This window comes from Granulicella mallensis MP5ACTX8, assembly GCF_000178955.2.
GTDB lineage: Bacteria > Acidobacteriota > Terriglobia > Terriglobales > Acidobacteriaceae > Granulicella > Granulicella mallensis.
Genome location: NC_016631.1, coordinates 4,971,107 through 4,996,360, shown reverse-complemented (window position 1 = coordinate 4,996,360; position 25,254 = coordinate 4,971,107). Strand labels below are relative to the sequence as shown.

The window sequence follows — 25,254 nt, the reverse complement described above, 5'->3', positions numbered from 1 at the left end:
AAAGATTCGGTCCGATCGTTGCATCGCGTAGACGAGACGTCGTTCGCTACGCGGTCCTGGTCTCTGGCCCGCCGGATTGCGGGATTAAGGTTCCATGTCAGTGAGGAACAATCGTGAACGGATTTCATTCCCGGCGATGCTCTTTTTCTGCATGAATTTTGTGGTGATGGTGGAGGAGTTGTTTTTTCCCGTTTTTAGCCCGGCTGATACAGGCCAGGCCACTTGCTGTAGAGGTAGTTCGAACGAAGAACGGGAGGAAGCAGATTCGCTCGCTGCGCTCGGAATGACAACAAGAAAAGCCAAAGCCAAAGCCAAAGCCAAAGCTAAAGCCAAAGCCAAAGCCAAAGCAGATTCCCTGCGGGAATGACAACAAGAAAGGCAACCGCAACAGCAAAGGCAACAGCTTCAGCCGTGGCCTTCGACGAACGTAGCTATAGCTTTCGGGACTCGATCAGAATGAGTATCAGCACTGCTCCGGTCTTGGCATGCCGTAATAACGCTTTTTCTTCGATAGCTGCCGTTCCAAGCAGGACCGATTCGAACCAGCCTGAACGCAACAGGCCGGCGAAGGCATTTGCCGCTCCAAGGACGTCTTTGATCTTCCAGCCCTGCGAAGGGCTCCACCGATTCAGGTACTCCACGAACAGCGCGTTGCGTCCCTCGATCACCTCTGCGGAGTATCGCTTACCAAGCTCCGGGAACCTTCCGGCGTCGCGTAAGACAACCCGATAGAGGGCTAATTGCTCGGCAGACAAAGCATGCCGAAGATACTCGACGGCGGCGAGATAGATGCCGGTCTGAGGGGCTTTCGTTGGCCAGTCGCGCGGCTTCTCATGGGTCTCGACCGAGCAGGCGGCCTGCATTACCGCAATGAACAAGTCGTCTTTGTTCTCAAAGTGGCGATAGACGGTCTTGATGGATACGCCGGCACTCTTCGCGATGCTGTCCATGGAGGTGTCCGCGTACCCTCCGGTTAAAAATGCTTCCCGCGCAGCCTGTACGATCAGCGCTCGTTTCCGCTCCATCAGGGAGGCTTTTGGATCGTCGTCCTTCCAGATTTTCAAGGTCACTCCGTTCGTAACATTCCTTGACGCATCATACGACAACGATTATTGTTGTTAAAACGACATCGATCGTTGTCGTTTGCGGAGGCCCAACACATGACCCAGCAGAAAAGGTTCGACTACAAGGGGAAGTTCACTCTCGTCACGGGAGCTTCGAAAGGGCTGGGCAAAGCCTATGCCGAAGAGCTTGCCGCCAGAGGCTCGAATCTCGTGCTTGTAGCGCGGTCGGAGGCCGAGTTGGAAACGCTTGCCGTGGCTCTGCGCCGCGACTACAAGGTGCGCGCTGAGGTGATTCAGGCGGACCTGGGCGACGTGTCTGCGCCGGGGAAGATTGTGGAAAGCCTTGAGCGGATGGGTATCGAACTCGACTTGCTGGTGAACAACGCGGCTGTCGGTTATAGCGGAAAGTTCTTCAGCAGGTCCCTTGAAGAGGAGTTGACGCCTGTGATCGTCAACGCGCATAGTCTCGTGGCGCTCACGCACCTTTTGGGAAAGAAGATGATGGAGCGCGGAAGCGGCGGCATCATCAACATCGGTTCCAACGGAGCGTTCCAACCCCTCGCTTACAACGCGACCTATACCGCGACGAAGGCCTTTGTTCTTCTGCTCAGCGAGGCTTTGGCGCAGGAGATGAAAGGTTCCGGTGTTCGGATGATGATAGCGAGCCCCGGCCCAACGGCGACGGAGTTTTTCACTCAGAGCCCTACGACGGTCAAGCGGGAGAAGATGGACTCCGCCCAAAGCGTCGCTCGCCGGACTCTGGATGATTACGTGCGGGGGAAGGTTCTATCGTATCCGGGCCGCTTTAGCACCCGCGCGGGAACCTGGATCAGTCGCATCCTTCCACGCGAAACAACGGCTGCAATCGCCGCGCATATATCCAAAAGCATGGGATTCGATCGCTAAAGCGGTTTCCTCCTAGGTGTAGGGTGTGTCATCCAATTGCATTTGCATCGAACGGTACAAGCAGTTTGTTGAGGCATAGAACGGAAGGGCAGGGTTTCAACCCTGCCATAGAAGCTGCGTTTATGGTTTCTACCGCTCTGCCGAAGGCTGGAGTGGAGCCCGCAGGGCGCAACGCCTGAATTGTTTTCGTTGGCTGTGGTGAAACAGATCGCCCCAACCACAAATACCCTTGGTGGACCCTGTACAGGCTCGGCGGTAACGAGGAAAGCAATTTAGTCGCTCCGGCTACGCCTTAGCTCCGGCGTTACCACCCAGCGAGCAAAAGCGGCTCGCCGGGGCCCGGGTCTTCGGCAGAGCGGTAGGCTCCTTCGGAGCAACTTTCATGGCATAGCTGAAGCTATGCCCTTCCGATCCGTGCCTCAACGATAGTTTATGCCGTACTGTAAAAGCCCGTGTTCAGTAGTTCTGCGCCAAATTCCCCTGAAATTCACACAAACACGACATCTCGGGTCTATCCCGTGTGCTAAAAATATCCGTCCCCCCAATTCTCTATTCCTGGCACTACAGCAAAGCTGTGGTTGCTCGACTCCCGCTTACTCCCAGCCATACCGGGCCGTGATCTTTGTACTGAGGTTTCTTTTGAAAAAATTGTCTTTCTCTCTACTTCTTTTTGCGCTCCTCGCAATTACCTTTCCAGCCTTCAGCCAGACCGGCCTCGTCATCTCCCAGCTCTACGGCGGCGGTGGCAACGGTAGCACCTCCGCAGGCACGCTTGCCACCTATACCAACGATTTTATTGAGCTCTACAACGCGAGCAGCGCTCCCATCAATTTGGGTGGTCTCTCCGTTCAATACGCGTCCTCAACCGGAACGAGCTGGAATGCAGCCACTCTACCCGCCGTGTCTCTACCGGCCGGTCATTACTTCCTGATTGAGGCCGCCGCCGGCGCCACGACGGTCCAGGCGCTACCTACGCCCGATCTGATTCTGACTCTCGCCAATGTCAGCCAGTCTTTTGTCATTAATCTCTCGGCCACAGCCGGCAAGGTCGCTCTCGTCAGCAATACCACCCCGCTAACGACCTCCTGCCCCACCGGGGCAACCATTCTTGATTTTGTAGGATTCGGGACGGCGAACTGCTCTGAAGGCAACACCCCCGCAGCGGCGCCTGCCGGCAAATCTGTAAATACCGCTTCCATCATCCGCAGCGTCTCTTCGGTCGATACGAACAATAACGGCAGCGACTTTTCGATTGTCAACCCAGCGAATCCCCGTAACTCGACCTTCGGTGGATCAGTTGGCACGCTCAGTGCAATCGGTGTGGCCAACCCTGCTACGGTCGATGCGAATCAGCCCGTCACGCTTACCGTCACCGTCACGCCTGCGACCTCTCCCGCCAGCACCGGCATCACGGTCACCGGAGACCTTCGCCTGATCGGCGGCTCCCAGACTCAAACTTTTACTGACAACGGTGACGGCACCTTCTCCTTCTCCACGACAGCGAACACCACAACCGATGGCCCGATCGTCCTCCCCATCTCCGTCGCGGACGCCGAGACTCACACGGCCATGACCAGCATCAGCCTTTCGGTCACCCAGCCCACCCCCACCGTCGCCATCCCTGCCATTCAGGGCAAGAAGTCGACCACCGCTGCCACGATCTCTCCGTTTGTGGGACAGAAGGTAACCACCACCGGCATCGTAACGACGGTCCTCTCAAACGGCTTCTTCATCCAGTCTCAAACTCCTGACGGTGATCCGCTGACCCCTGAAGGGATCGAGGTCTTCACCAGCTCCGCGCCACCTGCCGCTGCAGCCATCGGCAACCTGGTACAGGTGACCGGAACTGTAGCCACCTTTCCAGCCATTACCGCCAGTCATACACCCGCAACCGAGATCAGCGGTTCGCCCACCATCACTCTGCTCAGCACCGGCAACCCGCTTCCCGCGGCGGTCACTCTGACTGCCGCCATGCTGACCCCCTCGGGCGGTCTTTATCAACTCACTCCCTATGAAGGGATGCGTGTTGCAGTGGACTCGATCACAGCCGTCTCAGGAACGAACGGCTCCATCACCGATGCCAACGAAGACGCCGAGATTGCCACCTCCACCGGATACTTCTACGGTGTCATCGGCAGTACCCCTCGTCCCTTCCGTGAACCCGGTATCGACATCCGCGATCCCTTCACGCCTCTTCCGGCGAACGTGGCTCACTTCGACGACAACCCGGAGCGTATCCTGGTCGATTCAACCATCGCCGGTGGTACCTCTATCGAGATATCGACTGGCGCCGTACTTCCCAGCGTCACCGGTGTTCTCGACTTCACCTTCTCGAGCGACAGCTTCTTCGATCCCAGCCGCCTCATCCTCGACGCCAGCTACAACCGCACCAAGGTTGTGCCGGGCATGGTACCCCAACTTCTTGCCGCTCCCACCCCAGGTAAACAGTTCACCGTAGCCTCCTTCAACATCGAGCGCTTCTACAACACCAGTTCGACGGACAACCTTTATTTCGTCCCATCCTCGGGCACGACGGCTACGTCAGAGGCCGCCACGCTTACGCCTGCAGCCTATAGCCGTCGCTTGCAGAAGCTATCGCTTGCCATCCGCAACGTCCTCAATACCCCGGACATCGTTACCATCGAAGAGGTTGAGAACCAGAGCGTAGCTACCGACATCGCCAACCAGATCAATAGCGACGCCGGCGTCCCGAACCTCTACACCGGCTACAGCACCGACAACACCACCTACTTCACGCAGGACGGCACTGGCATCTCCGTCGGCTTCCTGGTGAAGAACAGTACCGTCGATCAGCTCAGCGTCACGCAGTTTGGCCAGGGTGAGACCTTCACCCCAACCACCTCAAACAGCCCGATCACCTTGAACGACCGCCCCTGGATGGTTCTCAGCGCAGGCATCAAGCGGGCCGGCGCCTCCGACTACCCGGTCACCGTCATCGTCAACCACATGAAGGCGCTGACCGGCGTCGATAGCACTACCTCCACCTCGACTCGGCAGAAGAAAGAGCTTCAAGCCGAGGACATCGCCAAGTACATCCAGACCCTGCAGGCAGCCGGAAAGCACGTCATCTCCGGTGGCGACTTCAACGCTTTCGAGTTCTCCGACGGCTACACCGACACCCTCGCAACCTATACCAACGTCAACATCCTTCCCTCCGATCAGGTCGTACAGCCCGGTACGGCCGGTCTCGTTACTCCGTCACTGGTCGACCTGGCCCTCAACATGGCGCCCAGCGACCGCTGGTCTTATGTCGAAGACGGCGACGCCCAGATCCTCGACCACATGGTCGTCACTCCGGAACTCGCAGCCGGCACTCAGTTCGTCTACGCCCACCTCGACGCAGACTTCCCGCTGACCGCCTACAACGATGCAACTACCCCCGCCCGTACGTCCGACCACGATGCGGCGATGGGCTACTTCGCCCTGCCCGCGCCTACCCTCAGCGCCACCCTCACCCCGGCCACAGTCGACTTCGGTAGCACCACCGTCGGCGTCGCCTCCTCCGGCCAGGTCTTCACCCTCACCAATACGGGTGAAGCCGCCATCGACATCACCAGCGTCACCGCTACCGGTGACTACACGGCTACCAGCAACTGCGGCTCCTCTCTTGCGACTACACCCAACACCTGCACGATCAACGTAGTTCTTACGCCAACGGCTACGGGAACACGTACCGGCACTCTTACCGTCGTCACCAGCGGCGGTACCTATACCTCGACCCTCACCGGCACAGGCAGCGCTCCAGTGCCCACACCGCCCAGCCTCTCCAGCACTGCGGTATCGTTCCCCACAACAGCCCTCGGCAGCACCACGCAGCAGATGGTTACGGTCACCAATAGCGCGGCAATCACACTTCCCGTTCTTGTCAGCGTATCTACTGGAGACTTCACTCAGACCAACACCTGCGGCACGATGCTGGCTGCTAACGCAACCTGCATCGTGACTGTCTCCTTCAAGCCAACTGCCGTGGGTACGCGTACCGGAACCCTGACCGTGACGACCAATGGAGCCACCACTGCCAGCCTTACCGGCATTGGCCAGACGGCGGACTTTACCATCAGCGGACCGAATGGCACAGGACCGGTCACACAGACGGTGACTGCAGGCTCTCCTGCCTCCATCGTTCTGACCTTCACCCCTGTCGCCGGGACCACAACGGTCACTCTAACCTGCACCGGCCCAAGCCCCGCTCCTACTGGAGCTAGCTGCACCGCTCCTGCTGCCGCCTTTACCGTGAGTGGTACACCTGTGACCCAAACAGTGACCATCACAACGACCTCCCGCGTCGCGTCGAGCAGCTCCGCGCTTGTCTCATGGCCAAAAGCTCCCTCGCTGGCAACTGCCGGTTTCGGTCTTGCCGGTCTGTTGATGCTCTTTGTCGCACGCACGCGTCGTCGTGGCCAGCTGCCCCTACGGATCGCCGGTTTGCTCACCCTGCTTCTTGTCATTTGCATTCCCGCCATTGGCTGCGGTGGGAATAGCACGCCACCCGTTACCTCCAACCCCAACGGCACCCCCGCTGGCACCTATACCTACACCGTCACGGCAAACGCCAGCAGCGGCGCCAGCCACACCCAAACCATCACCCTGACTGTGCAGTAACAGAGCGACGCACCCAAGAACGAATGGCTGCCGGGAGGTTCCCGACAGCCATTCGTTTTTAAACCAGGTCGAGTTTGGAAATCTGGAGCATTACCGCAGGAACGAACACTCCGATCAGCTTCTGCGAACTGCTACAGCGACTCCGCTGGACCACACGAGAGGCAGGAGTACAAAATCCTGGTGTTGAGCCAGTTGCTCCATCAAGGCGGGAACCTTCGCTGCATGACCTTCCGGCCAATTGGGTTGCGGGGACATATCGTCAATCACGTAGAAGCCTCCGATCCGCACGACAGCGAGGGCCGCCTCCAGTCCGTCGTATTTGCCGGGCATGGCATCTGCAAAGACGAGGTCGAAAGATCCGGGTGCTTGTGCTCCGAGGTAGTCAAATCCATCGGACAGGAGCAGCTTGAGCCGAGGGTCGTTTCCTAAGACAGCCTGGGCAACGGCTTGCACGGTTGCATCGGTATCTACACTGACGAGTGTTGAGGCTGCGTCCATACCCGCGAGCAGCCACGCCGTCGCTATGCCTGTTCCAGTGCCCAACTCCAGGAATCGTCCTGCTGGTTTCGAGGCCGCGAGCGTTCGCAAGAGTGTTCCCACTAACGGTTCCGAAGGCATGCCAAACCCTAGCCTGATGGTCTCTTCTTTGATGAAGGACACTTGCGGTGGTTCGACGATGTAAGCCAGATCTTCCATGGGTTAGAGCATACGGATTGTTGAGTCCGGCGGAAGCTTTATCAATATTTCTGATCGTGTGGTGTGTCGCAGCTAATCTTTAGGAGGTGCGGAGTCGAAGGACTTGATCTCACCCATAGGTTGGGCTTTTTCCAGCACGAGAGTCCAGGCTCGAGCGCTCGAGGGAGAAAAGGTGCAAGAGGTTTGGGCAAGAGGTCAACCCTCGGGGTCCTTCGACTGCGCGTCCCCAAAAGCCGGGACGCTCCGCTCAGGATGACGATTCTGTGGGGGAATGAAGAACAAAAGCTATGCGTGCAGGGAGCTTGGTTTCGCTCTAAAACCAGGGGCTTCGATTCGTCAGACACTACCCAGGCTCGGGCCTTGTTTCGGCTGCGAACAAAAGGCCCGGGGCTAAAGCCCAATTCTCGCTTGGCCCTTATTCCGTAGCCTAAAGGCTACGGCTCCCTCCGCCCCGCGACGCTGAAGCGTCACGGTTTGCGCTTCGCGCTATGGGGTAACGCTGATTCTTCAGCGAACGAATGCTCAACACACTTGCAGTCTGTGCCAGATCAACATCTGCGAACCGCTACGTTCTTTGCTCATGGTGCGACGCGCCAGGGTGATGTCGTCTTCCACGACGACAACTCTTTGCTGGCCCATGCCGTGGACTTGTCGGTATGGCAAGACGTGCACGGGTTCGGCATCTTGTACTTGTCGGTCATGGCCGGGGTGATGAAGCGGAAGGTGTGAGAGCTAACGAACGAGCCGGGGACACCTTGTGTCTCGATCCTGGGCATGTGGCACGCTACACACTGGCTGCCGGGACTGCCATCCTTGTGATGAGTATGTTCTTCGAGTGTCGCGGTGTAAGGGCCGTTCGGAGAGGTTGGACCATGGCAGTCGAGGCAGAGTTTGTCCGCGGGTTTGCGTAGTTGCGCCTCGTTATCCGTCCCGTGAACATCGTGACAGGAGGCGCAGGTCACACCGTGGCGGTACATGACGCTCTGGACAAAATCGTTGCCCTGCATCCGGTTCTTGTGCGCCGTGCCATCAGCGAAGTGCAGAAAATCGGTTTGTCCGAGCGTTCCGTCTTCGAGCTTCCAGAAGTCCGCAAGATGGAGACCCACGCGGTAGCCCACGGGCCAATCGTAGGCTTTGCCTTCGATGAGCCCGTTGCGGGGCTGTCCCTGGGAGTGGCACTGAATGCAGGTGTCGTTGGAGGCGACGGCATCCATCCCGGATGGATTCAGAATGTTGGTGCGTGTGGGGTGCGCAGCATGTTCGCTGCCGGGGCCATGGCAGCGCTCGCAGCCGACATTCCATTCTGTGACCTGTTTGGTGTGGATGTCATAGTTGACCGAGTGGCATCCATCGCAGGTGGGCCCGGTGGGACGCTGCATGTTGTCCGATGGATAGAACGCGGTCCACCAGTCAGCGCCAGTGTCCGGGACGTGGTATTTCATCCACTTCTTATTGCCGATGTCCCATTGTGCCGGAAGCGGGTAGTAGTCGTCACCGATCTTAGTGAAGTAGCGCTGCTTCCATTTGCTGCCATAAACGAAGGCCACTTGATCGACAGTGAACCTGGCGATGTCGTTGGTATTGAGATCGGGGATAATCGCATCCGGATGCGTCTTCGGATCGCGCACCACGTTGGCCATCGGGGTCTTCTTCCAGCGCTCGTAGATGGCGGCGTGGCACTTCTGGCAAGACTCGGAGCCTACATAGTGCGCTGCACTTGAGGCCTGTTGCGGTACTGCTGCTTTCTGGGTTGCATCCGAATGGAGGACGGCGACGGTATTGACGTGGCGATGTTCCACGGGCGGAATCGCAGAGTCGCGCACCGAGCTTGCTATGGTTGTTGTCCCAAATGCGTTTGGGCTGGAGGAAGCGCGGAAGCCATGCCATTCGATGACTGCTGCGCTGAGGGCACCTACCGCGAGGCAGGATACACAGGCAATCACCGCGGCTTTCGTAATCTTCATAGGACGACCTCGACAAGCTACTCTATGTGGTGCGGATTATTCGATCCGCGAATGACGCCCCCAATCGAAGCGTCTGCCCAGGATGCCCTTCACGATGAGGTGGTCTGTCCCTGCGGTGGGTCCAACTCCTACTCCGATATTGATCTCCCACTTGGGCGAAGTATTCAGGTCAGTGACGACGAAGATTTGCTGTTGTTGGTTATGCAAGGAGTCGAACGCTCCGAGGCGTCCATAGTCGGCGTAGTATTCGACGCCGCCGCTCACCACGCGTGTGAAGTCATAGCTCACCTTTACGCCCGGAGAAAAGCCCAGCCCCTGCTTTACATCGGGACCGTGGAAGGTGCGCTCCAGTGCCGGGTTGACCGCAAGATACCACCGGCCCAGGGTCTTATCGATGATGGGCCTTATCTCCCACGTCCAGGTGTCCGGCGAGTAGACGGCGCGCTGGTAGCCGATCTCGGTAGAGAGGCTGAGACCTACCGGAAGATGCCAGCTATCGGGTGCGCGGACGCGCGGGCGTATGTGATCCCCAACCCACTGCACTCCGTGACCATTCTGCTCGCTGGTAAACACATAGAACCCGATCTCCGACCAGCTCGTAATGCCTTCGGTAAGTTCGAGCGTCTCGTGCTCCTGATGATTGGTCGGGATGACGCCATCGATGTCGCTCTTCTGGCCTTCCGGTGTGAAGTTGGAGTGCAACTCCGTCATCAGTGTCTTCGGTGCAACGGTGTCCGCGCCGTAGACCTGGATCTCATAGTTTCCTTGTGCCACGGTGGATTGCACGCACAAGAGGGCCGCGATTGCGAGGACCGCGTTGACGGCCAGCCTGATCGTTGAGTTACGCATAGTCGAACACCATCATGAATCCCCGATCCATGTGATCCTGCTGGTGGCAGTGAAAGAGTGTCTTGCCAGGATTGTCGGCCACAAACTCTACCTCGACGGTTTCACCGGCATGCACCAGCACCACGTCTTTACGCACGCCGGCGATCTCTGGGCTCTTCTCGATGCGGCGAATCTCAAACGTGTGCCGGTGTAGATGAACAGGATGGTCATCCATGCTCTTGTTCTTCATGACCAGACGGTATCGCTGTCCGGTCTGCAGATGAGGGGCGTTGGCTGGTGTGGAGTTTTGGGGATAGCTCAGACCGTTGATCAGCCATAGCTCTTCGTTTCCGTGTCCCTGAAACTTGGAGTTAAAGATCAGCTCGATTGCCTTTACGTCTTGATGCTGTGCGGCATCGCCTGCCGCTGCGAACTGGCGATAGTTCCACACAAGATCCTCCGGTTGTGTCCACACCGGCTTGCCGGAAGAGTTGGCGTATTCGATGACTACGCCCATCCCGCTGGCTTGAACATGTTTGCGGACTTCGCCCAGAACCCATACGCCGGGATTGTTCATCTCGACGAGGGCAGAGACGCGCTCCGCGGGGGCGAGCCGAAGCATGGAAACTGTTTGAGCCTGGGCTACGGGATTTCCATCCAATGACACCACTTTGAAGCTGTGCCCCGAGAATGAAATCCAGTGAACCTCGGTTGGGCTGCTGTTGAGGATGTGCATCATGACGCGCTCGCCTTGTTTGACCTTGATGGGATCTCCAGAGCCGAGCATCTTGCCGTTGATCGTTGCCACGTCGTAGACCGGGTTCATATAGCCGTCGTCGCTGCTCAGGAATTGCCCGTTCCAGTCATGGAGTCCAAGGATGACCTCGCGATCGTACGCAGCGGGGTTATCACGCGGTTCGATCAGCAGGAAGCCGTGCAGCCCACTGTACTGTGCCTTGGTGAGATCCTTCCCCGCGAACGTATGCGTGTGATACCAGCGGAAGCCTGCGGGCCTGGGGGTCATGGTGTAACGCGTAGACGCACCAGGCGCGATCATCGGTGTGCCTTCTTCCATGGCTCCATCGATATCCGGCGGCAGGTAGAGGCCGTGCCAGTGAACAACCTCGGAATCTTTCGTCAGATTCCGAATCTCAACAGACTGCGATTCTCCCTCACGCATCCGAAACAACGGCCCGGGAATCTGGCCGTTGTAAGCCACGGTCCGGATGTGATGCTTCGGCGAAGCTTCCAGGGTGTAAGGCGCAATCTCCAGCGTCACGTCCGCTGCCGATGCCGCACGGGCCGCGCCGGACAGCGCGAGTGAGCCAATCGCCATTCCAGAGAGTTGAGTGAAGCGTCTGCGTGTCAGTGCAGGGGGAGACACGGAATTGCGCATAGTTCTTTGTAGCTCCGATAGCGTTCCATGAAAAGTGAGTGCAGTTAGTTAGAAACCTGGCCAACGAGATTGAGATCCATCGCAACGTCGTTGTCCGCTTTCCAGATCAGGAAGCTTGGGTTCTTGAGACCCCACTGAACATAGGGAATGACGAATTGTGCCCTCGCCGTTGTCTTCGATCCATCCCTGTGAATTTGCATTGGAATCGTCAGGTCGTGAGGGTTGCCGAGCAGGGTGAACACTCCGCTTACCTGAATGGTCGAGTCACCGGAGGGAGCGATTGTTCCGGTGTAGGTTTTGGGCGCAAAGGAGACCGTTGTGTACTGCTCCACCTTGAGAATGTCCTTATTCATCTTCTTGTCACGGCTGTCGTTCCCGGTCTTGCCGCTTCCGGCCAGAACGGTCACCGTACCCGACATCTTAGGATTGCTCCGGTCAAACTCAATCGATCCCGATTGGATGTGAAAGGTGCCGTTGACAACTTCGTGGGTTGTTTTGAGCGTCATCCTGACCTCGCTGGCATCGGGATTGACGACGAAGGTCTGATGCTGGGCGAGTGCGGCTGGAGCGAGGATGATGGCGAGGGTTAAAGCTGCGAAGGATTTCATTGCATCTGTCCTGAATACGTTGATTCCTGAGAGTGGTTTGGGCGTGGAGGAATTCAGCCGGCGACTGCTTGAGGGGCAACAGCAGTGTTCTGGGCGACTCGTGTCAGCCTTGCCGTTACGCGCATCACGCCCGGCCAGACCCTGAGGCAAAACGGCAATACAGCGCGTGCGAGTGAGTTGTTCAAGCCATCGGCGGCGAACTCGGCGAGGCGCATCTGTGCCAGCAGTGCGGAACGGAGCTTAGCCTGGAAGAGCGGCGCCGGCTCCGCTGCAAGATAGGCAGCGGCGGCACAGCGGGCAGTATGCAGCGCGATGGATATGCCGTCACCAGTAAACGAGGGGATGACGGCTGCCTGATCGCCGATGCAGTAGAGCCCCTCCTCGGTTGTGCGGCGAACGTAACCATACGGGATATGGGTGATGGCGATCGGTTTGGCGAGCAACGGCTCCGCACCGGCAAGCCTCATCGCGAGGTGTGGACAGTCCTGCTGCATCTTCGCGAGGAAGTTCTCCCAGCGATGGCCCACGCGTGCAAGATGTTTCTGTTGCACCACGCAGCAGAGGTTTGCTACGCCGCCTTCTACCGGCTGGATACCGCCGTAGCCTCCGGGATAGAGCATCAACTCGGAGGCGTCCGCCAGCTCAGCGGTCTGTGCGGGAGTCAGGCGAAAGTACATCTTGAAGGCGACCCACTGCTCCGGGTCCTTCGGGCGCGTGTGGCCGCGGAGATCGTGCTTGCCCGTGGAGAGAAAAACGGTTTGGGCTTCGCGGGTCGTGCCGTCATCGAGCGTCGCCTGCCAGACGTTGGCTGTCGTACGGTTGAGCGCCTGCACACTGCGACCGAGCTCTACGCGGACTCCAGCCGCGACGGCCTCGGCGATGAGTGCTGTATCGAGCGCCTTGCGCGTGAGCGAAGCCGCGGGGAAAGGCAACGGAGCCTCCGCGGCGCGCCTGGCTGCGGCGAGGCGAACGTAATCGATAGGCACCGCCCCAAGCGAGGCCACGTCGATGCCGAGAGCATGCAGGTCCTCAAGAGCCTCACCGCTCAGGAACTCTCCGCAGACCTTATGGCGCGAAGTGGGCTCGCGTTCAATCAGCGTGACGCCCCGTCCCTTGCGGGCGAGTGCGATCGAAGCGGCGCAGCCTGCCACTCCACCACCGACGATCAGAACTTCTTCTGGCAAAGCATTGCTCCTGATTTACTGGATGTTCAATCGCTTTCCAGCGGGATCCATCTTTCTAGTAGACGTCCAAAAAGCGGGTTGAAATGTCATTCTGTACAAATCGTCATTTTCGAGCCGGTCAGGATGTCCTGAGAATTTGATGGCCTCCTCGTCGACGGTCAGGCACGACGGGTGGTGAGCTCGTGCCAGTTGATGCCGAGTTCGACGATCAGCAGGGAGGCGAGGGTGAAGGCGATGACGCCGACCGCGGCAAAGCTGTCGCCGAGATGGCTCCAGTAGCGGGGCCAGAGGTTGAGTACGCGGCTGGAGACGAAGGTAAAGGTAACGGCATAGGAGCGCGCCATCCATTGGCGGTGTGCGACGATTTGGCGGTTGCGCGCCGTGACGAAAGCGGCGGCGGTGCAGACCATCCACGCGGCAGCCTGCATGGAGGTTCCGGGAAGACCCGGGCGGCCGGCTGCGAGAGCGATCCCCGTGTAGGAACCGATAAAGACGGACACGACGTAGATACGGCCGAGGACACGATGGATCTTGAGGTGACGTTGACGAAATCTTGATGAGAACTGGAGGGGGCCGATGAGGAGAGCCAGCACGCCGGAGAGCGTATGCGGGATGAGGAGATGACGGTCGGCGATGACCTGCAGACGGTAGGCGTGGTACATCGGATAGTCGGTGATGAGGAGCAGTTCCGAGGTAATGAAGACAAAGAGCACGGTGAGACCAAGCGCGACCCAGAGAATCGTCTTGAATCTGGAACCGGCGGAGCTGGGTGCTAACAGCGTGGGAGTTGGCATGGTTCGCCTCTCAGAGGGTTAGACGTGAATGAGTTGAGCGGAAATGATCGAACGAGTGCGAAATCACTGGGTTACTGCTCTCCTGGTGCCGGGTTTCTAGCGACAGTGAGAGCCGCTTATTGCAATTGGCATCGGCCCGCGCCGCCGCAGTGTGTCCGTTTACAGCCACTAAAACCGACCTCACTTCCACCGCCCCACACACAGCCGTCCCGGCCTCCAATGCTCGATCGTCACAGATGCCTGCGGGATTTCAGCCATCGCCAGCAGCCGCACCCAGTCCTCTTTCTGGAAAGCCCGCCGAAAGGACACCGGCCCATCATGCCGCACAAATCGGTGCCACCCCGCTACCTCTGCCACGCACTCAAATGTCCGGCTCGCCCACTCCGACCGCTCCAGATCGTTGATAAACCAACCTGCCTGCGCAGTCGCTTCCAGCCACCGCAGCAGCGCGACGATCTCGTCATCCTCCAGATGATGCGCCATCAGCGAGCTCACGACGATATCCATCGGCTTTTTCGGTCGATACTCCAGAGCGTCCTGGGTAGCCCATACGATTCCGAGCTCCTTCGGCGTCGACTCCATTGCCGCACGTGCCGCATAAGGATTCAAGTCGATCCCTGTTAAATGCACAGCGATGTCACGCCTCCGAGCCCAGCCTGCAATCTGCCGCAATAGATCGCCACCGCCGCTGCCAACATCGACGATATGCACTTGCTCCTGTGATTTACGCGGCAACCGCTCCAGCCAAGCCAGTGTTGGCCGATAGCCCAGCAGCCAGCGGTTGACTTGCTCCAGACTGCGCAGGCAATCGCGGAAATCCTCATAGCTGCACTCGCCATCCATCAGCTCCGGCAACTCGCGCGGAGAGACCCGGCGACTGAAATCAAACTCGGCGCTAGACCGCATGGAAGCGCATCGTCTCTGCTGTGAGGCCCGGTCCAAACGCCATCGCACACCCGTGCTGCCCCGGCAGCGCCTGCTGCATGATCCGCTGCAGCACAAACATCACCGTCGCCGAAGACATGTTGCCGAAGCATGACAACACCTCGCGCGACGCCGCGAGCGTATCGGTCGGCAGCTCCAGACTCATCTCTACCGCATCCAGGATCGAACGCCCGCCGGGATGCACTGCCCACAGGTCGATGTCCTCGCGCTCGGCCATCAGCTCACTCTCATGTAGAGCACGGCCCAGTTCGCCGGGCACCTGTCCTGAGAGCAGCATGTCGAATCCGAGATCGCGAATCTTCCAAGTAATCAGCCCGCTCGTCCCGGGCACCATCAGCGCCTTGAAGCTGTCCAGTGCAAAGCCCTGCTCGCGCGCGCTAATCAGACTCGCCGCCGCGCCATCGGCAAAGACGAGGAAGGAGAGCACCTGCTCCAGTTCCTGGGTCTCCTGGAAGTGCAGCGTGCATAGCTCCAGGTTAAGCATCAGGACACCTGCCCTCGGATCGGAGCGCACAATGTGCCGCGCCAGCTTCAGCGCATTGATCGCGGCATAGCATCCCATGAATCCAACCATCGTGCGCTCCACGCCCGACGAAAGCCCGAGGTGGTCGACGATCTCAAAGTCCAGCCCCGGCGCATAGAGCCCTGTGCAGCAGGTCACCAGCACATGCGTAATGCCGGAGCGTTCCTTCTCATTGAGCGCAAGCCGGTCTACAGCCCGCCTCATCAGCACCGGAGCGCTCTGCTCAAACAGCTCCATACGCCGCGCCGTGCTGGGAAAGTTACCTAGCCGATAAAACTCGTTCGCGTCATTCAGCGAACCTTTCCGCGGGTCGAGGAATGAGTAGCGACTCGCGATGTCAGCTCGGCCTGCCATGCGGCGGAAGACCGAACGCAGACGCGGCTCGGCAAGCATCTGCTCTGCGAAGACGACGAAGGCGTTATGCACATCGTGCTCCGGTACGGCAGTGGCGATGCGGTTCAGGTAAGCCGTAGTCATGTGCAATGGGCCCTCAGCCAGGAAACACAACGGCTACTCTTTGAGACGAGACCGTTGCTCTCTTGATAGCACCTTGCCGGAAGCGAATAGCATGACGATTTGTTCATGGAGGATGCAACGGGCATCATGATGCGTCGGGAAGTATGAGCGCTGGAGACCGGCCCTGCTCGCCCTTGCTGAGAAAGACGTAGATGACGCAATCGTCATCTTGCAGTGTTCTGGAGTATGCAACTCGCGAATCAAAATGTCTTACCATGATCTATGCGACTTCTGCTGGTCGAGGATGAACCCGAGATTCAGAGCTTCGTTAAGCAGTCCTTGATGGAGGCGGGATACGAAGTGCATACGGCGGAAGACGGAAGCGCCGCAACCGAGTTAGCGTCCAAACACGTCTACCACGGTCTTATTGTCGACTTAGGACTTCCGGATCAGGATGGTATCGACCTCATCCTGCAATTACGCAGATCCGGAGTAACGAGTCCCGTACTGATTCTTTCCGCGCGGCGGTCGGTAGACGACCGGGTGAAGGGCCTGGAACTCGGTGGCGATGATTACCTTACGAAACCGTTCGCCATCGCAGAATTGCTCGCGCGGATGCGGAACCTTCTGCGGCGCAACTCCTCACAGGCTGAAGATGCGATGCGTCTCCGGGTCTGTGACCTGGAGTTGGACATGCTTAAACGCAGAGCCACTCGAGGCGATGAAGTTCTAAACCTGAGTCCGCAGGAGTTCGTGCTTCTTGAGTACCTCTGTCGACACGCCGGCCGAGTTGTAACTCGTTCCATGCTTTTGAAGGAGGTCTGGGGCATGCGGATTCAACCAGACACGAACGTGGTCGATGTTCACATTTACAGGCTGCGAGGCAAGATCGATACTGCCGGCCGTGAGCCGTTGATCAAGACACTGCGAGGTATCGGCTATGTCCTCAAAGGCGCCTAATCCAATTATGCGCAGTGCCGCCTGGCGTATCTCGCTCTGGGCTACGCTCGCATTCGCGATTGGAACCATGCTGGTATTCGCGATGCTCCATCGGTTTGTAGCGAACGATATCCAGCGGCGAAGCGATGCGTGGCTATCCGGCGAAGTGGAGGTCCTTGGGGATGTGGCGCAAAGAACTCCGAAAGACCGTCTCTACAGCCGCGTGGTTGGCGAGATCGCGGAGTTAGCGAGCCGGGAAGTCCCGAATCGTCAACGTTCCAGCGGCAACGAAAATGATGCCGTCTTCTTCCTCCAGGCGGGAGACGACGGACCCGCCAAACTTTGGGTTGGTGCAGGAGACGGTTCTGCCCATCTCGCAGCGATTCGGTCTACAAAGGCCCTGGCAGACGTTCCTTACGATGTTCAGGTGAAGGGATTCAATGTCCCCTTTCGAGTAGCCGCGGTGCGAATTGCGGATGGCAGTCACATCTATCTCGGACTCTCGGAGAGAGATGAACTGCGAGTACTGCGAAGCCTGAGGGTTCGCTTTCTTACGCTCTGGCTCGCGATTGTGCTGCTGGGCTTCGTGATCGTCTTCTACGCAACGCGGAGGATGCTGGGTCACGTGCGTGAGATTACGGAAGCGGCATCGCGCATCGGCCAATCGGATCTGAGCAGCCGCGTTCCCAACGCCAGAGGAAACGATGAAGTCGCCCATTTAGCTCGCACGCTGAATCATATGCTCGACAGGATCGAGAGCACCGTTCATCAGCTGCACACGATTACGGATTCTCTCGCGCATGACCTGAGGAGTCCTCTTACCGCGATACGAGGCAAGTTGGAGACGGCCTTGTCCGACGAGGTGAAAGTCGACCCTATTGTTTCGGCGATCGACGAACTGGATCGGCTCACTGATTTTCTCAACACTTCGCTCGACGTGGCTGAGGCGAAAGCCGATGCGCTCAGGCTGTCACGCACCGAGATCGACCTGGATGAGCTGGTAAGAGGGATGCTAGACCTTTACGAGCCCTGCATGAACGACAAGGGTCTCGAAATTCAGATTCGTAGTGCGGGTTCCATCAAGGTACTCGCCGATGCAGCACTTCTTCATCGCGTCATTGCCAATCTGCTCGACAACGAACTCAAACACCTGCCCGCATCCTGCACCGTCTCTCTGTTGCTCCAAACCAACGAAGAGATGGCGATGTTGACCGTAGAGGATGATGGCCCCGGGTTTGACGCCGATGTGCTCCGCCATCTCTTCGAGCGAAGGGTCAGAGGGCGGGAGTCGCGCGGACACGGACTCGGTCTTGCTTTCGTCGAGGCCGTCGTCCGCGTTCATGGAGGTAGCGTCACGGCGACCAATCGTGACGAAGGGGGTGCCCGACTCTCCATCACGCTCCCGTCATGGAAGGACGCCCCGAAGGCAGGATCAAACAGCCTTGCTCTCGCAAAGGGATAGTTTTATGACCCAGCGATCAAAGTCCTGCTTGTTTAGAGAAGGTCGACAATGGGCGGAAATGTCAGCAACAAGCTCAGGCCCAGCAGGATCAAAGCAACAGTAATGACACGCCCCGCAGCAACGGTCTTTTTGCCCCAACGCCACTCCAGAACTCCCCAGGCGAAGAGCCAGATCAGGATCGCTGTTGTGGTTACACCGGAGAGAGGTCCCGTCGGTTTATAGAAGACAAGGCTGCTCTTCACTGCGACCGATTTGTCGCCGGCGAAAGCCAGGACTGCCAGAGCAAAGGAACCAATACCCGCCGCAAGAATCGCTGCTACGCCGGAGCCATTAGGAAGGATATGAGTTCTGGGGGAGACGGCAGTTTTGGACGTATTCATTTTCCTTCTCCGTGGCTAAGTGGGAGGGTATGTCCGCCCTGGACCGGTGCGTACTTGTTGATCATCGCCCCAAAGAAGCCGGCGATACCGGCTGCGACAAACGAAACCAGGGTGAAGGAAAGCACCGCACCGCGCAGTTGCCGATGGTGCCTGAGGTCGCGACCATACCTGATGACGACGAACGCTGCCATCGTGATCGAGAGGGGAGCGAACCAGGCAACATGCTCCTTCCACTCCATCCCTAGTGAATGCCAACCGATGGTGCCGGGGCTCGACATCAGGAGACGCTGCGGAAACAGGGAAAGATCGGCCGTATGCGGCGGTGCTGCTGCGCGGTACCAGGGGTAAATTACATACGCTCCGGTCAGCACCGCAGCCCATGCGAGCAGCACCATGGCGAGCATGTATCCCTGGAGAAAGCGCTCCTGACCTGGCGTGGGCTCAGTTGGATCAGCGGAGGTAGTGAAGCGGTAGAGCTCCACGAGTGCCCCGGAGCATGCCAGCAGATAGAGTGCCCCAAACCCTATGCCGTGAATCAGCGTCCAGACACTCCGCATCGTGATTTCCATTGATTCTCCTTGTGAAAGTTTGAGCGTCGCTCATCGGTTCTCATGCTGCTGCGAAGACACCATAGCGTCGCTCGAGGTTTTCTTGTCTGCATCTTTATCTTTCCCCCAGGTTTTATAGAGGCCAAGATAGCCATAGTTCTCCGTCTGCCCGGCGATGGAGTGGCCATACGCGAAGAGCAGTTGGAGTCCGGGAGATTTGAAGTGGTAGTAGCCGCCTGCGTCCATCATGGTCGAAGATTGCGTCTGAGCCGCCGCAAATCCTTCTCGCGCATGAGAAAAGATTTCGGCAGAGAGTTCCAGCTTCTTGTTGATCTCACGCTTAACGAGATATCCGCCGTAAAGATAGTTGCGATATTGGGTTTGCGGTACGATCGTGTAGCCCAGCCCGCCGCAGAGACTCCAGGGCCCGAATTCTTTCTCAACCCAGATAGGCAGCTTGTACCAGACCTTGCCGACGCCGAGACCTTTGGCATAGCTTCCCGTCGGAATCTCGAACATGGTGAACGATCCAATCTGCGGGCGGTGTTTCGTTTGCTTGATGAAGCCGTACTTCACGCCCAACTCCATATCCGTCAACCCATAGGCGCTGGAGCCCGAGCCACCCGGAAGATAGACAGGGTTATTGGATGGCCTGACCGCACCGAAGGGGAGAATGGCATGAAGCTGAATGTTGGGAATGGCACCCCAGTTGAACTCAAACGCCGGCCCGGTCGGATCGATCTCTGCCGGAGTGCCATCCACGGTTCCGAAGATATAAGCCTCGTAGTGCCCGAGATCCACCGGCGTGGGGTCATCGGTCTGGAACGGAGGTCCCGCCTGCGCCACCAGTTTTGAAGCTGCCGATAGAAGGACGAGGAGTATCGCCAGTCTTGCGCAATGGATGCTGAGACTCATCGAGATTCCTGCCTTCCAGCGAAATGCTTGCCCACTCTTTTTAAAGCGAATGGCCGACTCGAACAGCATATATCGAAGTTCGATAGTAAGAGATCTGGTATCACCCCCGCGAAGGTATATTTACCTTGTGTTGAAACAACAGCGGGAACTCTTCTTCGGGCTCATACGGATTCATGTGCTTGTGCATGCCTCCCATGAGCCAATCTTTGGATTGGCCATGATGGAGGAGCTGAAGCATCATGGATATCGCATTGGTCCTGGAACGCTCTATCCGCTTCTGCATGGCCTGGAGCGGGGCGGCTTGTTGAAGTCTTCACTCAAAAATGTTGGAGGACGCAAAAGGCGGGTTTATAAGATCACCGCAGTTGGCAGGAGAGCCTTAGACAAGGCCAGAGAAAAGGTGGATGAGCTTCATCAGGAACTTCATGAGGAGCACCCGCGGAAGATATCGCCTCCCGGCGATATCTCTACCACCAGTCGATGATGAGGAAGGCGCAATCCATTCTGAAAAAATGTTATGGGTCTTAACCCTCATGAATAGAGGCAGAGATAAAGTGGCTGATGAGGGGTGGACCACATCCATGGCAACACTGCATACGGTCGAGAGCCTGCACGCAAACCCAGTCCGAAGCTGGAAAAGAGTTGATGGCATCGATTGTCTGCGAGCCCTCGCGATCTTTTATGTGCTGATGAATCACGTCAACATGCGGCTGCTCTTTGCGCATGTGCCCTATACCAAAGGGCTGCCACCCCAACTGACCTCTTCGCTCGTCTGGGAAGGGCAACAGGGAGTGCAGATCTTCTTTGCGGTCTCCGGGTTTTTGATTACGTCCACGACGATCAGGCGATGGGGAACGCTCTCGAAGGTTTGGCTGCGGGACTTCTATCTCATCCGCTTTGCCCGTATCGCGCCACTGTTGCTCACGCTTCTGGCTGTTCTCAGTCTGCTGCATGTGCTCCACGTGAAGGACTTTGTTGTCTCCGCGGAGACGGGTGGGCTGGGCCGTGCACTGCTGGCGGCGCTTACGTTTCATGTTGGATGGCTGGAGGCGACGAAAGGCTACCTGCCGGGCAACTGGGATATTCTCTGGTCGCTTTCGGTGGAGGAGATGTTCTACCTCTTCTTTCCGCTAGCCTGCCGTCTTTTGGGGCGAGGCAAAGGTCTGGTGCTGCTCCTGGTTACGTTTGTGGTGCTGGGCCCGTTTGGGAGAACGGTTCTTACGCATGGCAATGAAGTCTGGCAGGAGTACTCCTATCTTGGGGGCATGGATGCTATTGCACTGGGCTGCCTGACGGCGCTCCTGGTCTCCGGCCGGTCCTTTACTCGTCGGGTCCTTTGGACACTTTTTGGATTGGGTTCGGCCCTGTTGGTGTTCTGCCTCGGGTTTTCGATTCAGGTCTGGCGGCTTGGGCTGACGAAATGCGGTCTGGATATGACCCTGGTTGCGGTGGGAGCCTGCCTGTTGATTGCCGTGGCCGCGCAGACGGGATGGCGGGTGGCTGGGGTCTTCAGTCCTTTGCTGGCTTATGGGAGACGCAGCTATGAGATCTATCTCACCCACATGTTCCTCGTCTTCGCCTGTTTCGATCTGTACCTGAAGGCTGGGAAGCCTTTGCGTTTTGTCCCGATTCTTTTCCTGGGCGTGATTGTTCTGGCAGGAGTGCTGGGGGAACTGGTGGCCAGATTCTATTCGGAGCCGGCAAATCGCTGGCTGCGGGCCCGTTTTGGGGATAGTCCAAGGACTCTTGGTTCGGTAGTGCAAGCGGATTAGGGGTTTTGTTTTTCTTGTTGTCATTCCCGCAGGGAATCTGTTGTTTGTTCGTACTCTAGCAATTCTTCGTGGTCTGTACCCCGGGGGGTCGCCTCGCAAAGATCGGTGCTGTGCTGGCAGACAGCAGATTCCCTACGGGAATGACAACAAGAAAGGCAACAACAAGAACAACAGCAGGTCCTTCGACTGCGCACCTCGCAAAAGCGCGAGGCGCTTCGCTCAGGATGACGATTCTGTGAGGGGACGGAACAAGAACATAGGGGTATATCCAGCTTGGTTTTGCTCTCAGGGGCCTGTGGGGTATCCTCGGAAATCGAAGCACCTAAATGGCAGAGCATAGTTACACCTCCCGACGCGAACTCGACCAGTACGCCTTCCACCCCGCAGTCACGCTGCTGGTGCCGGTGGTGTGCATCCTGCTGCAGGTGGTGCTGCCTAAGACGTTCCCCCGGCTGGCAATCCTCGACCTGCCGCTGATCGCGGTGATCTTCTTCTCCGTTGCGCGGCGCAGTCAGATCGCCGGAACGATGACCGGAACCCTGATTGGGCTGTTTCAGGACGGGCTGACGAACCATCCTTTCGGGGTCAATGGCATCGCGAAGGGGATTATCGGCTATATCGCGGCGAGCATTGGGTTTGCCGTCGATGTCGAGAACCTGGTGAACCGGATTCTGCTGAACTTTTGCTTCAGCCTGTTGCAGAGCGGACTCCTGTACCTCATCGCGCGGTGGCTACTGGGCGATGCGACGGTCCGGCTGATGCCGGTGCATGAGCTGATCCGTGCGGTTTCGAATACGGCCGTGGCGATTCCCCTGTTCTATATGCTTGATCGATTTCGGGTGCGGGAGTAGAGCGGGTTTGTAGCTCCAAACAAGTGCGGAGCCCCGAAGGGGCGATCCATCGTGCTGGTACCGATAGGTCGCCCCTTCAGGGCTCTAGCTTCATGGGGTTCGTAACCCAGGGTTGCGGCGACACGGCGAGCAAAGAACGCTCGCCAGCCGCCTCCACCCTGGGCTGGGATATATCGCCCCTTCGGGGCTTGGCGTGATGCTGGTCCTACCTCTCTGTTCTCCATCTGCACCCCTCTGTCCATATCCTCTCCGTCCACATCGCCCTCATCCGCATCCTCTTCATCTGCATCTTCTTGCGGTTGGTCCGCCTGTAGGCCTTTCCCGGCCGAGGATTCGAATGCGATTGCACTGCTATCTGGCGCGGTAGAATTCGGCAGTAGAATTCACTGTGGGGACCCAGGACAATGGAAATCGACAGCATCGAGCGCAATGAGAAGCTCTCTCCCGTCAAGCTGCATATGACGCAGTATCTGGTTGCGGTGGTGTTGGTGATCCTGGGGGTGGGGCTCTGGCGTCTGCAGGTGCTGGGGGCTACAGGCTGGCGGGTTCTGGCCGAACAGAATCGCATTCGCAAGGTCCCGGTGCTTGCGCCGCGAGGGAAGATCCTGGATCGCGAAGGCCGCATCATCGTCGACAACTATCCGTCGGTGACCTGCTACCTGCTGCGGGAGCAGCAGAAGAACCTTGACGCCGACCTGCCGCAGATCGCGAACGGGCTGCACATGACGGTCGATCAGATCCAGGCCATCATCAAGCACTTTCAACTGGCCGCGAAGTATCAGCCCATTCCGCTGAAACAGGACATCACGCCGGACGAGCAGGCGTTCGTTGAGGCGCATCGCAACGAGCTGCCGGAGCTTGAGACGCTCGATGAGCAGCGCCGTCTGTATCCGCGCGACGGCTTTGCGGCGCACCTCATCGGCTATGTTGGCGAGGTCAGCGAGAACGACCTGAACCAGTCTCGCTATGCGGCGTATGCTCCCGGCGATGTTGTGGGCAAGTCGGGGGTCGAAGAGACCTACGACGAGATTCTGCGCGGTGTCGACGGCTCTCGCGATATGGTCGTGAACTCGCATGGCAAAGAGGTTGGCCTGATGGGCCAGGAGCTCGCGCAACCCGGCCAGGACCTGCGGCTGACGATCGACCTCGATATCCAGATGGCGGCGGAGAAGGCGCTCGAAGGCAAGATCGGAGCCATCGTTGCCATGGACCCGCACACCGGCGAGATCCTGGCCATGGCCTCGCGTCCGACCTTCGATCCCAACCAGTTTTCGGTGCGGCTGACCAAGGCCTACTGGCAGTCGATCATGGAAAATCCCGATCATCCGATGATGAACAAGACGATCCAGGCGCAGCTGGCGCCGGGTTCGACCTTCAAGGTCATCATGACGCTGGCGGGTCTCCAGGAAAATGTCGCGCAGGATATGCACGTCCAATGCAACGGTGGCGCGACCTTCTACGGCCACTTCTTTGCCTGCGACCGGCATCACGGGGGAGTCGACATTCACAATGCGCTCCCATACTCCTGCGACACCTTCTATTACACGCTGGCTAACAAGCTGGGCATCGATACGATTGCGCGCTATGCCACCTCGGTCGGCATCGGTTCGAAGACCGGAGTCGATCTGCCTGACGAGGCTGCCGGTGTGATGCCGAGCGAGCAGTGGAAGCTGAAGACGCAGCACGACAAGTGGTATGCGGGCGAGACGATCTCGGTGGGTATCGGACAGGGAGCGATCGAGGCTACGCCCCTGCAACTGGCGCGCGCGCTTGGCGGCATCGCCTCCGGCGGGGCGCTGCAACGGCCGCATGTGGTCTTTCCCACCGAGTTGACGAAGGATCAGTTGTCGGCGGTTCAGAGCACCTATCCCGGATCGGGGGAGAAGACGGTTCCTCTCACTCCCGAGAACTGGCAGATTATTACGGACGATATGGCAGGTGTAACCGGTCCTATCGGCACGGCTGCCGCGGCGCATCTCGAGGGAGTCGACTTTGCGGGCAAGACCGGTACCGCGCAGGTGATGAGCCATACGGCCCTGGCTATGAGCGGCAGGGGGCATAATACCGAGCCTAATGCGTGGTTTGTGGGCATCGCGCCACGTCGCAATCCCGACATTGTGGTTGCCGTGCTGTGGGAGCATGGCGTCTGGGGCAACAACTCCGCCAAGCTTGCCGCTCAAGTGGTCACTGCCTTTGTCAATAAGCAGCGGGCGAAGGCTGGGAACCTCCAGAAGGTGGCGGAAAAGCCTGCGGAGACGCCTGCGGGAGCGGGTGGAACGGCGCCGGCGGCTCCGGCGGGGCAGTAGAGATCGCTCAGGATGACGATTCTGTGGGGGGACGAAGGAAGATAGGTAGGTTGCAGGACACTAACCATGCAACAAGCAATCCCTTCACTGCCGC

The 25,254-nt window shown here is 58.3% G+C and carries 22 protein-coding genes; 9 read left to right on the top strand and 13 right to left on the bottom strand.

From position 1 onward, the window contains the following. Window positions 1-94 precede the first annotated feature (94 nt). Window positions 95-367 (top strand): hypothetical protein, encoded by a 273-nt coding sequence (locus ACIX8_RS19505; RefSeq protein ID WP_150110677.1) that lies wholly within the window; start codon window positions 95-97, stop codon window positions 365-367. A 64-nt stretch (window positions 368-431) separates the two neighbouring features. On the opposite strand, the gene ACIX8_RS24820 is transcribed toward ACIX8_RS19505, so the two are convergent. Next, entirely contained in the window at window positions 432-1,070 is a 639-nt protein-coding gene (locus ACIX8_RS24820; RefSeq protein WP_052310665.1) for a TetR/AcrR family transcriptional regulator, read from the bottom strand. 90 nt (window positions 1,071-1,160) lie between these two features. Here ACIX8_RS24820 and ACIX8_RS19495 point away from each other — a divergent pair, with 90 nt between their 5' ends. Both ACIX8_RS19495 and ACIX8_RS19490 read left to right on the top strand, forming a co-directional pair. Beyond that, window positions 1,161-1,970, top strand: a complete 810-nt coding sequence (locus ACIX8_RS19495) for an SDR family NAD(P)-dependent oxidoreductase (protein ID WP_014267104.1) — start codon at window positions 1,161-1,163, stop codon at window positions 1,968-1,970. Between the two features lie 639 nt (window positions 1,971-2,609). Then, window positions 2,610-6,593 carry a choice-of-anchor D domain-containing protein gene (locus tag ACIX8_RS19490; RefSeq protein WP_014267103.1) on the top strand — a complete coding sequence of 1,328 codons (3,984 nt, stop codon included), beginning with the start codon at window positions 2,610-2,612 and terminating at the stop codon, window positions 6,591-6,593. A gap of 114 nt (window positions 6,594-6,707) precedes the next feature. Here the strand turns inward: ACIX8_RS19490 and ACIX8_RS19485 are convergent, their stop codons facing one another. The 9 genes from ACIX8_RS19485 to ACIX8_RS19445 all read right to left on the bottom strand — a co-directional run bounded on the left by ACIX8_RS19485 (window position 6,708) and on the right by ACIX8_RS19445 (window position 16,008). Next, window positions 6,708-7,193, bottom strand: a complete 486-nt coding sequence (locus ACIX8_RS19485; RefSeq protein ID WP_223295389.1) for an O-methyltransferase — start codon at window positions 7,191-7,193, stop codon at window positions 6,708-6,710. 674 nt (window positions 7,194-7,867) lie between these two features. Beyond that, window positions 7,868-9,253 (bottom strand): cytochrome c3 family protein, encoded by a 1,386-nt coding sequence (locus tag ACIX8_RS19480; RefSeq protein WP_014267101.1) that lies wholly within the window; start codon window positions 9,251-9,253, stop codon window positions 7,868-7,870. Window positions 9,254-9,289: 36 nt separating this feature from the next. Beyond that, window positions 9,290-10,102 carry a hypothetical protein gene (locus tag ACIX8_RS19475; protein WP_014267100.1) on the bottom strand — a complete coding sequence of 271 codons (813 nt, stop codon included), beginning with the start codon at window positions 10,100-10,102 and terminating at the stop codon, window positions 9,290-9,292. After that, window positions 10,095-11,477 carry a multicopper oxidase family protein gene (locus ACIX8_RS19470; protein ID WP_014267099.1) on the bottom strand — a complete coding sequence of 461 codons (1,383 nt, stop codon included), beginning with the start codon at window positions 11,475-11,477 and terminating at the stop codon, window positions 10,095-10,097. Before ACIX8_RS19470 ends, ACIX8_RS19475 begins: the two co-directional genes overlap by 8 nt. Window positions 11,478-11,521: 44 nt before the next feature. Beyond that, window positions 11,522-12,085: a YceI family protein gene (locus ACIX8_RS19465; RefSeq protein ID WP_014267098.1), complete on the bottom strand. Its 564-nt coding sequence runs from the start codon at window positions 12,083-12,085 to the stop codon at window positions 11,522-11,524. A gap of 53 nt (window positions 12,086-12,138) precedes the next feature. Continuing rightward, on the bottom strand, window positions 12,139-13,269 hold the full coding sequence (locus ACIX8_RS19460) for an NAD(P)/FAD-dependent oxidoreductase (protein ID WP_014267097.1): 1,131 nt from the start codon (window positions 13,267-13,269) through the stop codon (window positions 12,139-12,141). A gap of 158 nt (window positions 13,270-13,427) precedes the next feature. Beyond that, a complete protein-coding gene (locus tag ACIX8_RS19455; protein WP_014267096.1) occupies window positions 13,428-14,063 on the bottom strand; it encodes a DUF2306 domain-containing protein in 636 nt (211 codons plus the stop codon). 180 nt (window positions 14,064-14,243) lie between these two features. Continuing rightward, window positions 14,244-14,969 carry a methyltransferase domain-containing protein gene (locus ACIX8_RS19450; protein ID WP_014267095.1) on the bottom strand — a complete coding sequence of 242 codons (726 nt, stop codon included), beginning with the start codon at window positions 14,967-14,969 and terminating at the stop codon, window positions 14,244-14,246. Beyond that, complete coding sequence (locus tag ACIX8_RS19445; RefSeq protein ID WP_014267094.1) at window positions 14,959-16,008, bottom strand: type III polyketide synthase; 1,050 nt, start codon at window positions 16,006-16,008, stop codon at window positions 14,959-14,961. The genes ACIX8_RS19450 and ACIX8_RS19445 overlap by 11 nt, the downstream gene beginning before the upstream one ends. Window positions 16,009-16,269: 261 nt before the next feature. Here ACIX8_RS19445 and ACIX8_RS19440 point away from each other — a divergent pair, with 261 nt between their 5' ends. Together ACIX8_RS19440 and ACIX8_RS19435 are read left to right on the top strand one after the other, a co-directional pair. Then, the gene (locus ACIX8_RS19440; protein WP_014267093.1) at window positions 16,270-16,947 is read left to right on the top strand and encodes a winged helix-turn-helix domain-containing protein; all 678 of its coding nucleotides are present in this window, start codon (window positions 16,270-16,272) and stop codon (window positions 16,945-16,947) included. Then, entirely contained in the window at window positions 16,928-18,388 is a 1,461-nt protein-coding gene (locus tag ACIX8_RS19435; RefSeq protein WP_014267092.1) for an ATP-binding protein, read from the top strand. The genes ACIX8_RS19440 and ACIX8_RS19435 overlap by 20 nt, the downstream gene beginning before the upstream one ends. A gap of 32 nt (window positions 18,389-18,420) precedes the next feature. On the opposite strand, the gene ACIX8_RS19430 is transcribed toward ACIX8_RS19435, so the two are convergent. Genes ACIX8_RS19430 through ACIX8_RS24815 form a run of 3 tightly spaced genes read right to left on the bottom strand, consistent with a single transcriptional unit; the run spans window position 18,421 to window position 20,231 of the window. Next, window positions 18,421-18,768, bottom strand: coding sequence for a hypothetical protein (locus tag ACIX8_RS19430; protein WP_014267091.1), 348 nt, complete (start codon window positions 18,766-18,768; stop codon window positions 18,421-18,423). After that, window positions 18,765-19,337: a hypothetical protein gene (locus ACIX8_RS19425; RefSeq protein ID WP_014267090.1), complete on the bottom strand. Its 573-nt coding sequence runs from the start codon at window positions 19,335-19,337 to the stop codon at window positions 18,765-18,767. Before ACIX8_RS19425 ends, ACIX8_RS19430 begins: the two co-directional genes overlap by 4 nt. Before the next feature lie 30 nt (window positions 19,338-19,367). Beyond that, entirely contained in the window at window positions 19,368-20,231 is an 864-nt protein-coding gene (locus ACIX8_RS24815; protein WP_014267089.1) for a transporter, read from the bottom strand. Between ACIX8_RS24815 and ACIX8_RS19415 the strand changes: the two genes are divergently transcribed. The 4 genes from ACIX8_RS19415 to mrdA all read left to right on the top strand — a co-directional run bounded on the left by ACIX8_RS19415 (window position 20,218) and on the right by mrdA (window position 25,160). Next, complete coding sequence (locus tag ACIX8_RS19415) at window positions 20,218-20,715, top strand: PadR family transcriptional regulator (protein ID WP_317623989.1); 498 nt, start codon at window positions 20,218-20,220, stop codon at window positions 20,713-20,715. The two genes, ACIX8_RS24815 and ACIX8_RS19415, sit on opposite strands and share 14 nt — an antisense overlap. A gap of 97 nt (window positions 20,716-20,812) precedes the next feature. Beyond that, on the top strand, window positions 20,813-22,003 hold the full coding sequence (locus ACIX8_RS19410) for an acyltransferase family protein (protein WP_150110676.1): 1,191 nt from the start codon (window positions 20,813-20,815) through the stop codon (window positions 22,001-22,003). Between the two features lie 326 nt (window positions 22,004-22,329). Next, window positions 22,330-22,854 (top strand): rod shape-determining protein MreD, encoded by a 525-nt coding sequence (mreD, locus tag ACIX8_RS19405; protein ID WP_014267086.1) that lies wholly within the window; start codon window positions 22,330-22,332, stop codon window positions 22,852-22,854. A 404-nt stretch (window positions 22,855-23,258) separates the two neighbouring features. Continuing rightward, window positions 23,259-25,160, top strand: coding sequence for a penicillin-binding protein 2 (gene mrdA, locus ACIX8_RS19400; protein ID WP_014267085.1), 1,902 nt, complete (start codon window positions 23,259-23,261; stop codon window positions 25,158-25,160). Window positions 25,161-25,254 lie beyond the last annotated feature (94 nt).

Bases quoted from the DNA above. Each gene is read 5' to 3' on its own strand.
- ACIX8_RS19505 (WP_150110677.1), top strand. From the start codon at position 95: ATGTCAGTGAGGAACAATCGTGAACGGATTTCATTCCCGGCGATGCTC.
- ACIX8_RS19495 (WP_014267104.1), top strand. From the start codon at position 1,161: ATGACCCAGCAGAAAAGGTTCGACTACAAGGGGAAGTTCACTCTCGTC.
- ACIX8_RS19480 (WP_014267101.1), bottom strand. From the start codon at position 9,253: ATGAAGATTACGAAAGCCGCGGTGATTGCCTGTGTATCCTGCCTCGCG.
- ACIX8_RS19475 (WP_014267100.1), bottom strand. From the start codon at position 10,102: ATGCGTAACTCAACGATCAGGCTGGCCGTCAACGCGGTCCTCGCAATC.
- ACIX8_RS19470 (WP_014267099.1), bottom strand. From the start codon at position 11,477: ATGCGCAATTCCGTGTCTCCCCCTGCACTGACACGCAGACGCTTCACT.
- ACIX8_RS19465 (WP_014267098.1), bottom strand. From the start codon at position 12,085: ATGAAATCCTTCGCAGCTTTAACCCTCGCCATCATCCTCGCTCCAGCC.
- ACIX8_RS19455 (WP_014267096.1), bottom strand. From the start codon at position 14,063: ATGCCAACTCCCACGCTGTTAGCACCCAGCTCCGCCGGTTCCAGATTC.
- ACIX8_RS19450 (WP_014267095.1), bottom strand. From the start codon at position 14,969: ATGCGGTCTAGCGCCGAGTTTGATTTCAGTCGCCGGGTCTCTCCGCGC.
- ACIX8_RS19445 (WP_014267094.1), bottom strand. From the start codon at position 16,008: ATGACTACGGCTTACCTGAACCGCATCGCCACTGCCGTACCGGAGCAC.
- ACIX8_RS19440 (WP_014267093.1), top strand. From the start codon at position 16,270: ATGCGACTTCTGCTGGTCGAGGATGAACCCGAGATTCAGAGCTTCGTT.
- ACIX8_RS19435 (WP_014267092.1), top strand. From the start codon at position 16,928: ATGTCCTCAAAGGCGCCTAATCCAATTATGCGCAGTGCCGCCTGGCGT.
- ACIX8_RS19430 (WP_014267091.1), bottom strand. From the start codon at position 18,768: ATGAATACGTCCAAAACTGCCGTCTCCCCCAGAACTCATATCCTTCCT.
- ACIX8_RS19425 (WP_014267090.1), bottom strand. From the start codon at position 19,337: ATGGAAATCACGATGCGGAGTGTCTGGACGCTGATTCACGGCATAGGG.
- ACIX8_RS19415 (WP_317623989.1), top strand. From the start codon at position 20,218: ATGCTGAGACTCATCGAGATTCCTGCCTTCCAGCGAAATGCTTGCCCA.
- ACIX8_RS24815 (WP_014267089.1), bottom strand. From the start codon at position 20,231: ATGAGTCTCAGCATCCATTGCGCAAGACTGGCGATACTCCTCGTCCTT.
- ACIX8_RS19410 (WP_150110676.1), top strand. From the start codon at position 20,813: ATGGCAACACTGCATACGGTCGAGAGCCTGCACGCAAACCCAGTCCGA.
- mreD (WP_014267086.1), top strand. From the start codon at position 22,330: ATGGCAGAGCATAGTTACACCTCCCGACGCGAACTCGACCAGTACGCC.
- mrdA (WP_014267085.1), top strand. From the start codon at position 23,259: ATGGAAATCGACAGCATCGAGCGCAATGAGAAGCTCTCTCCCGTCAAG.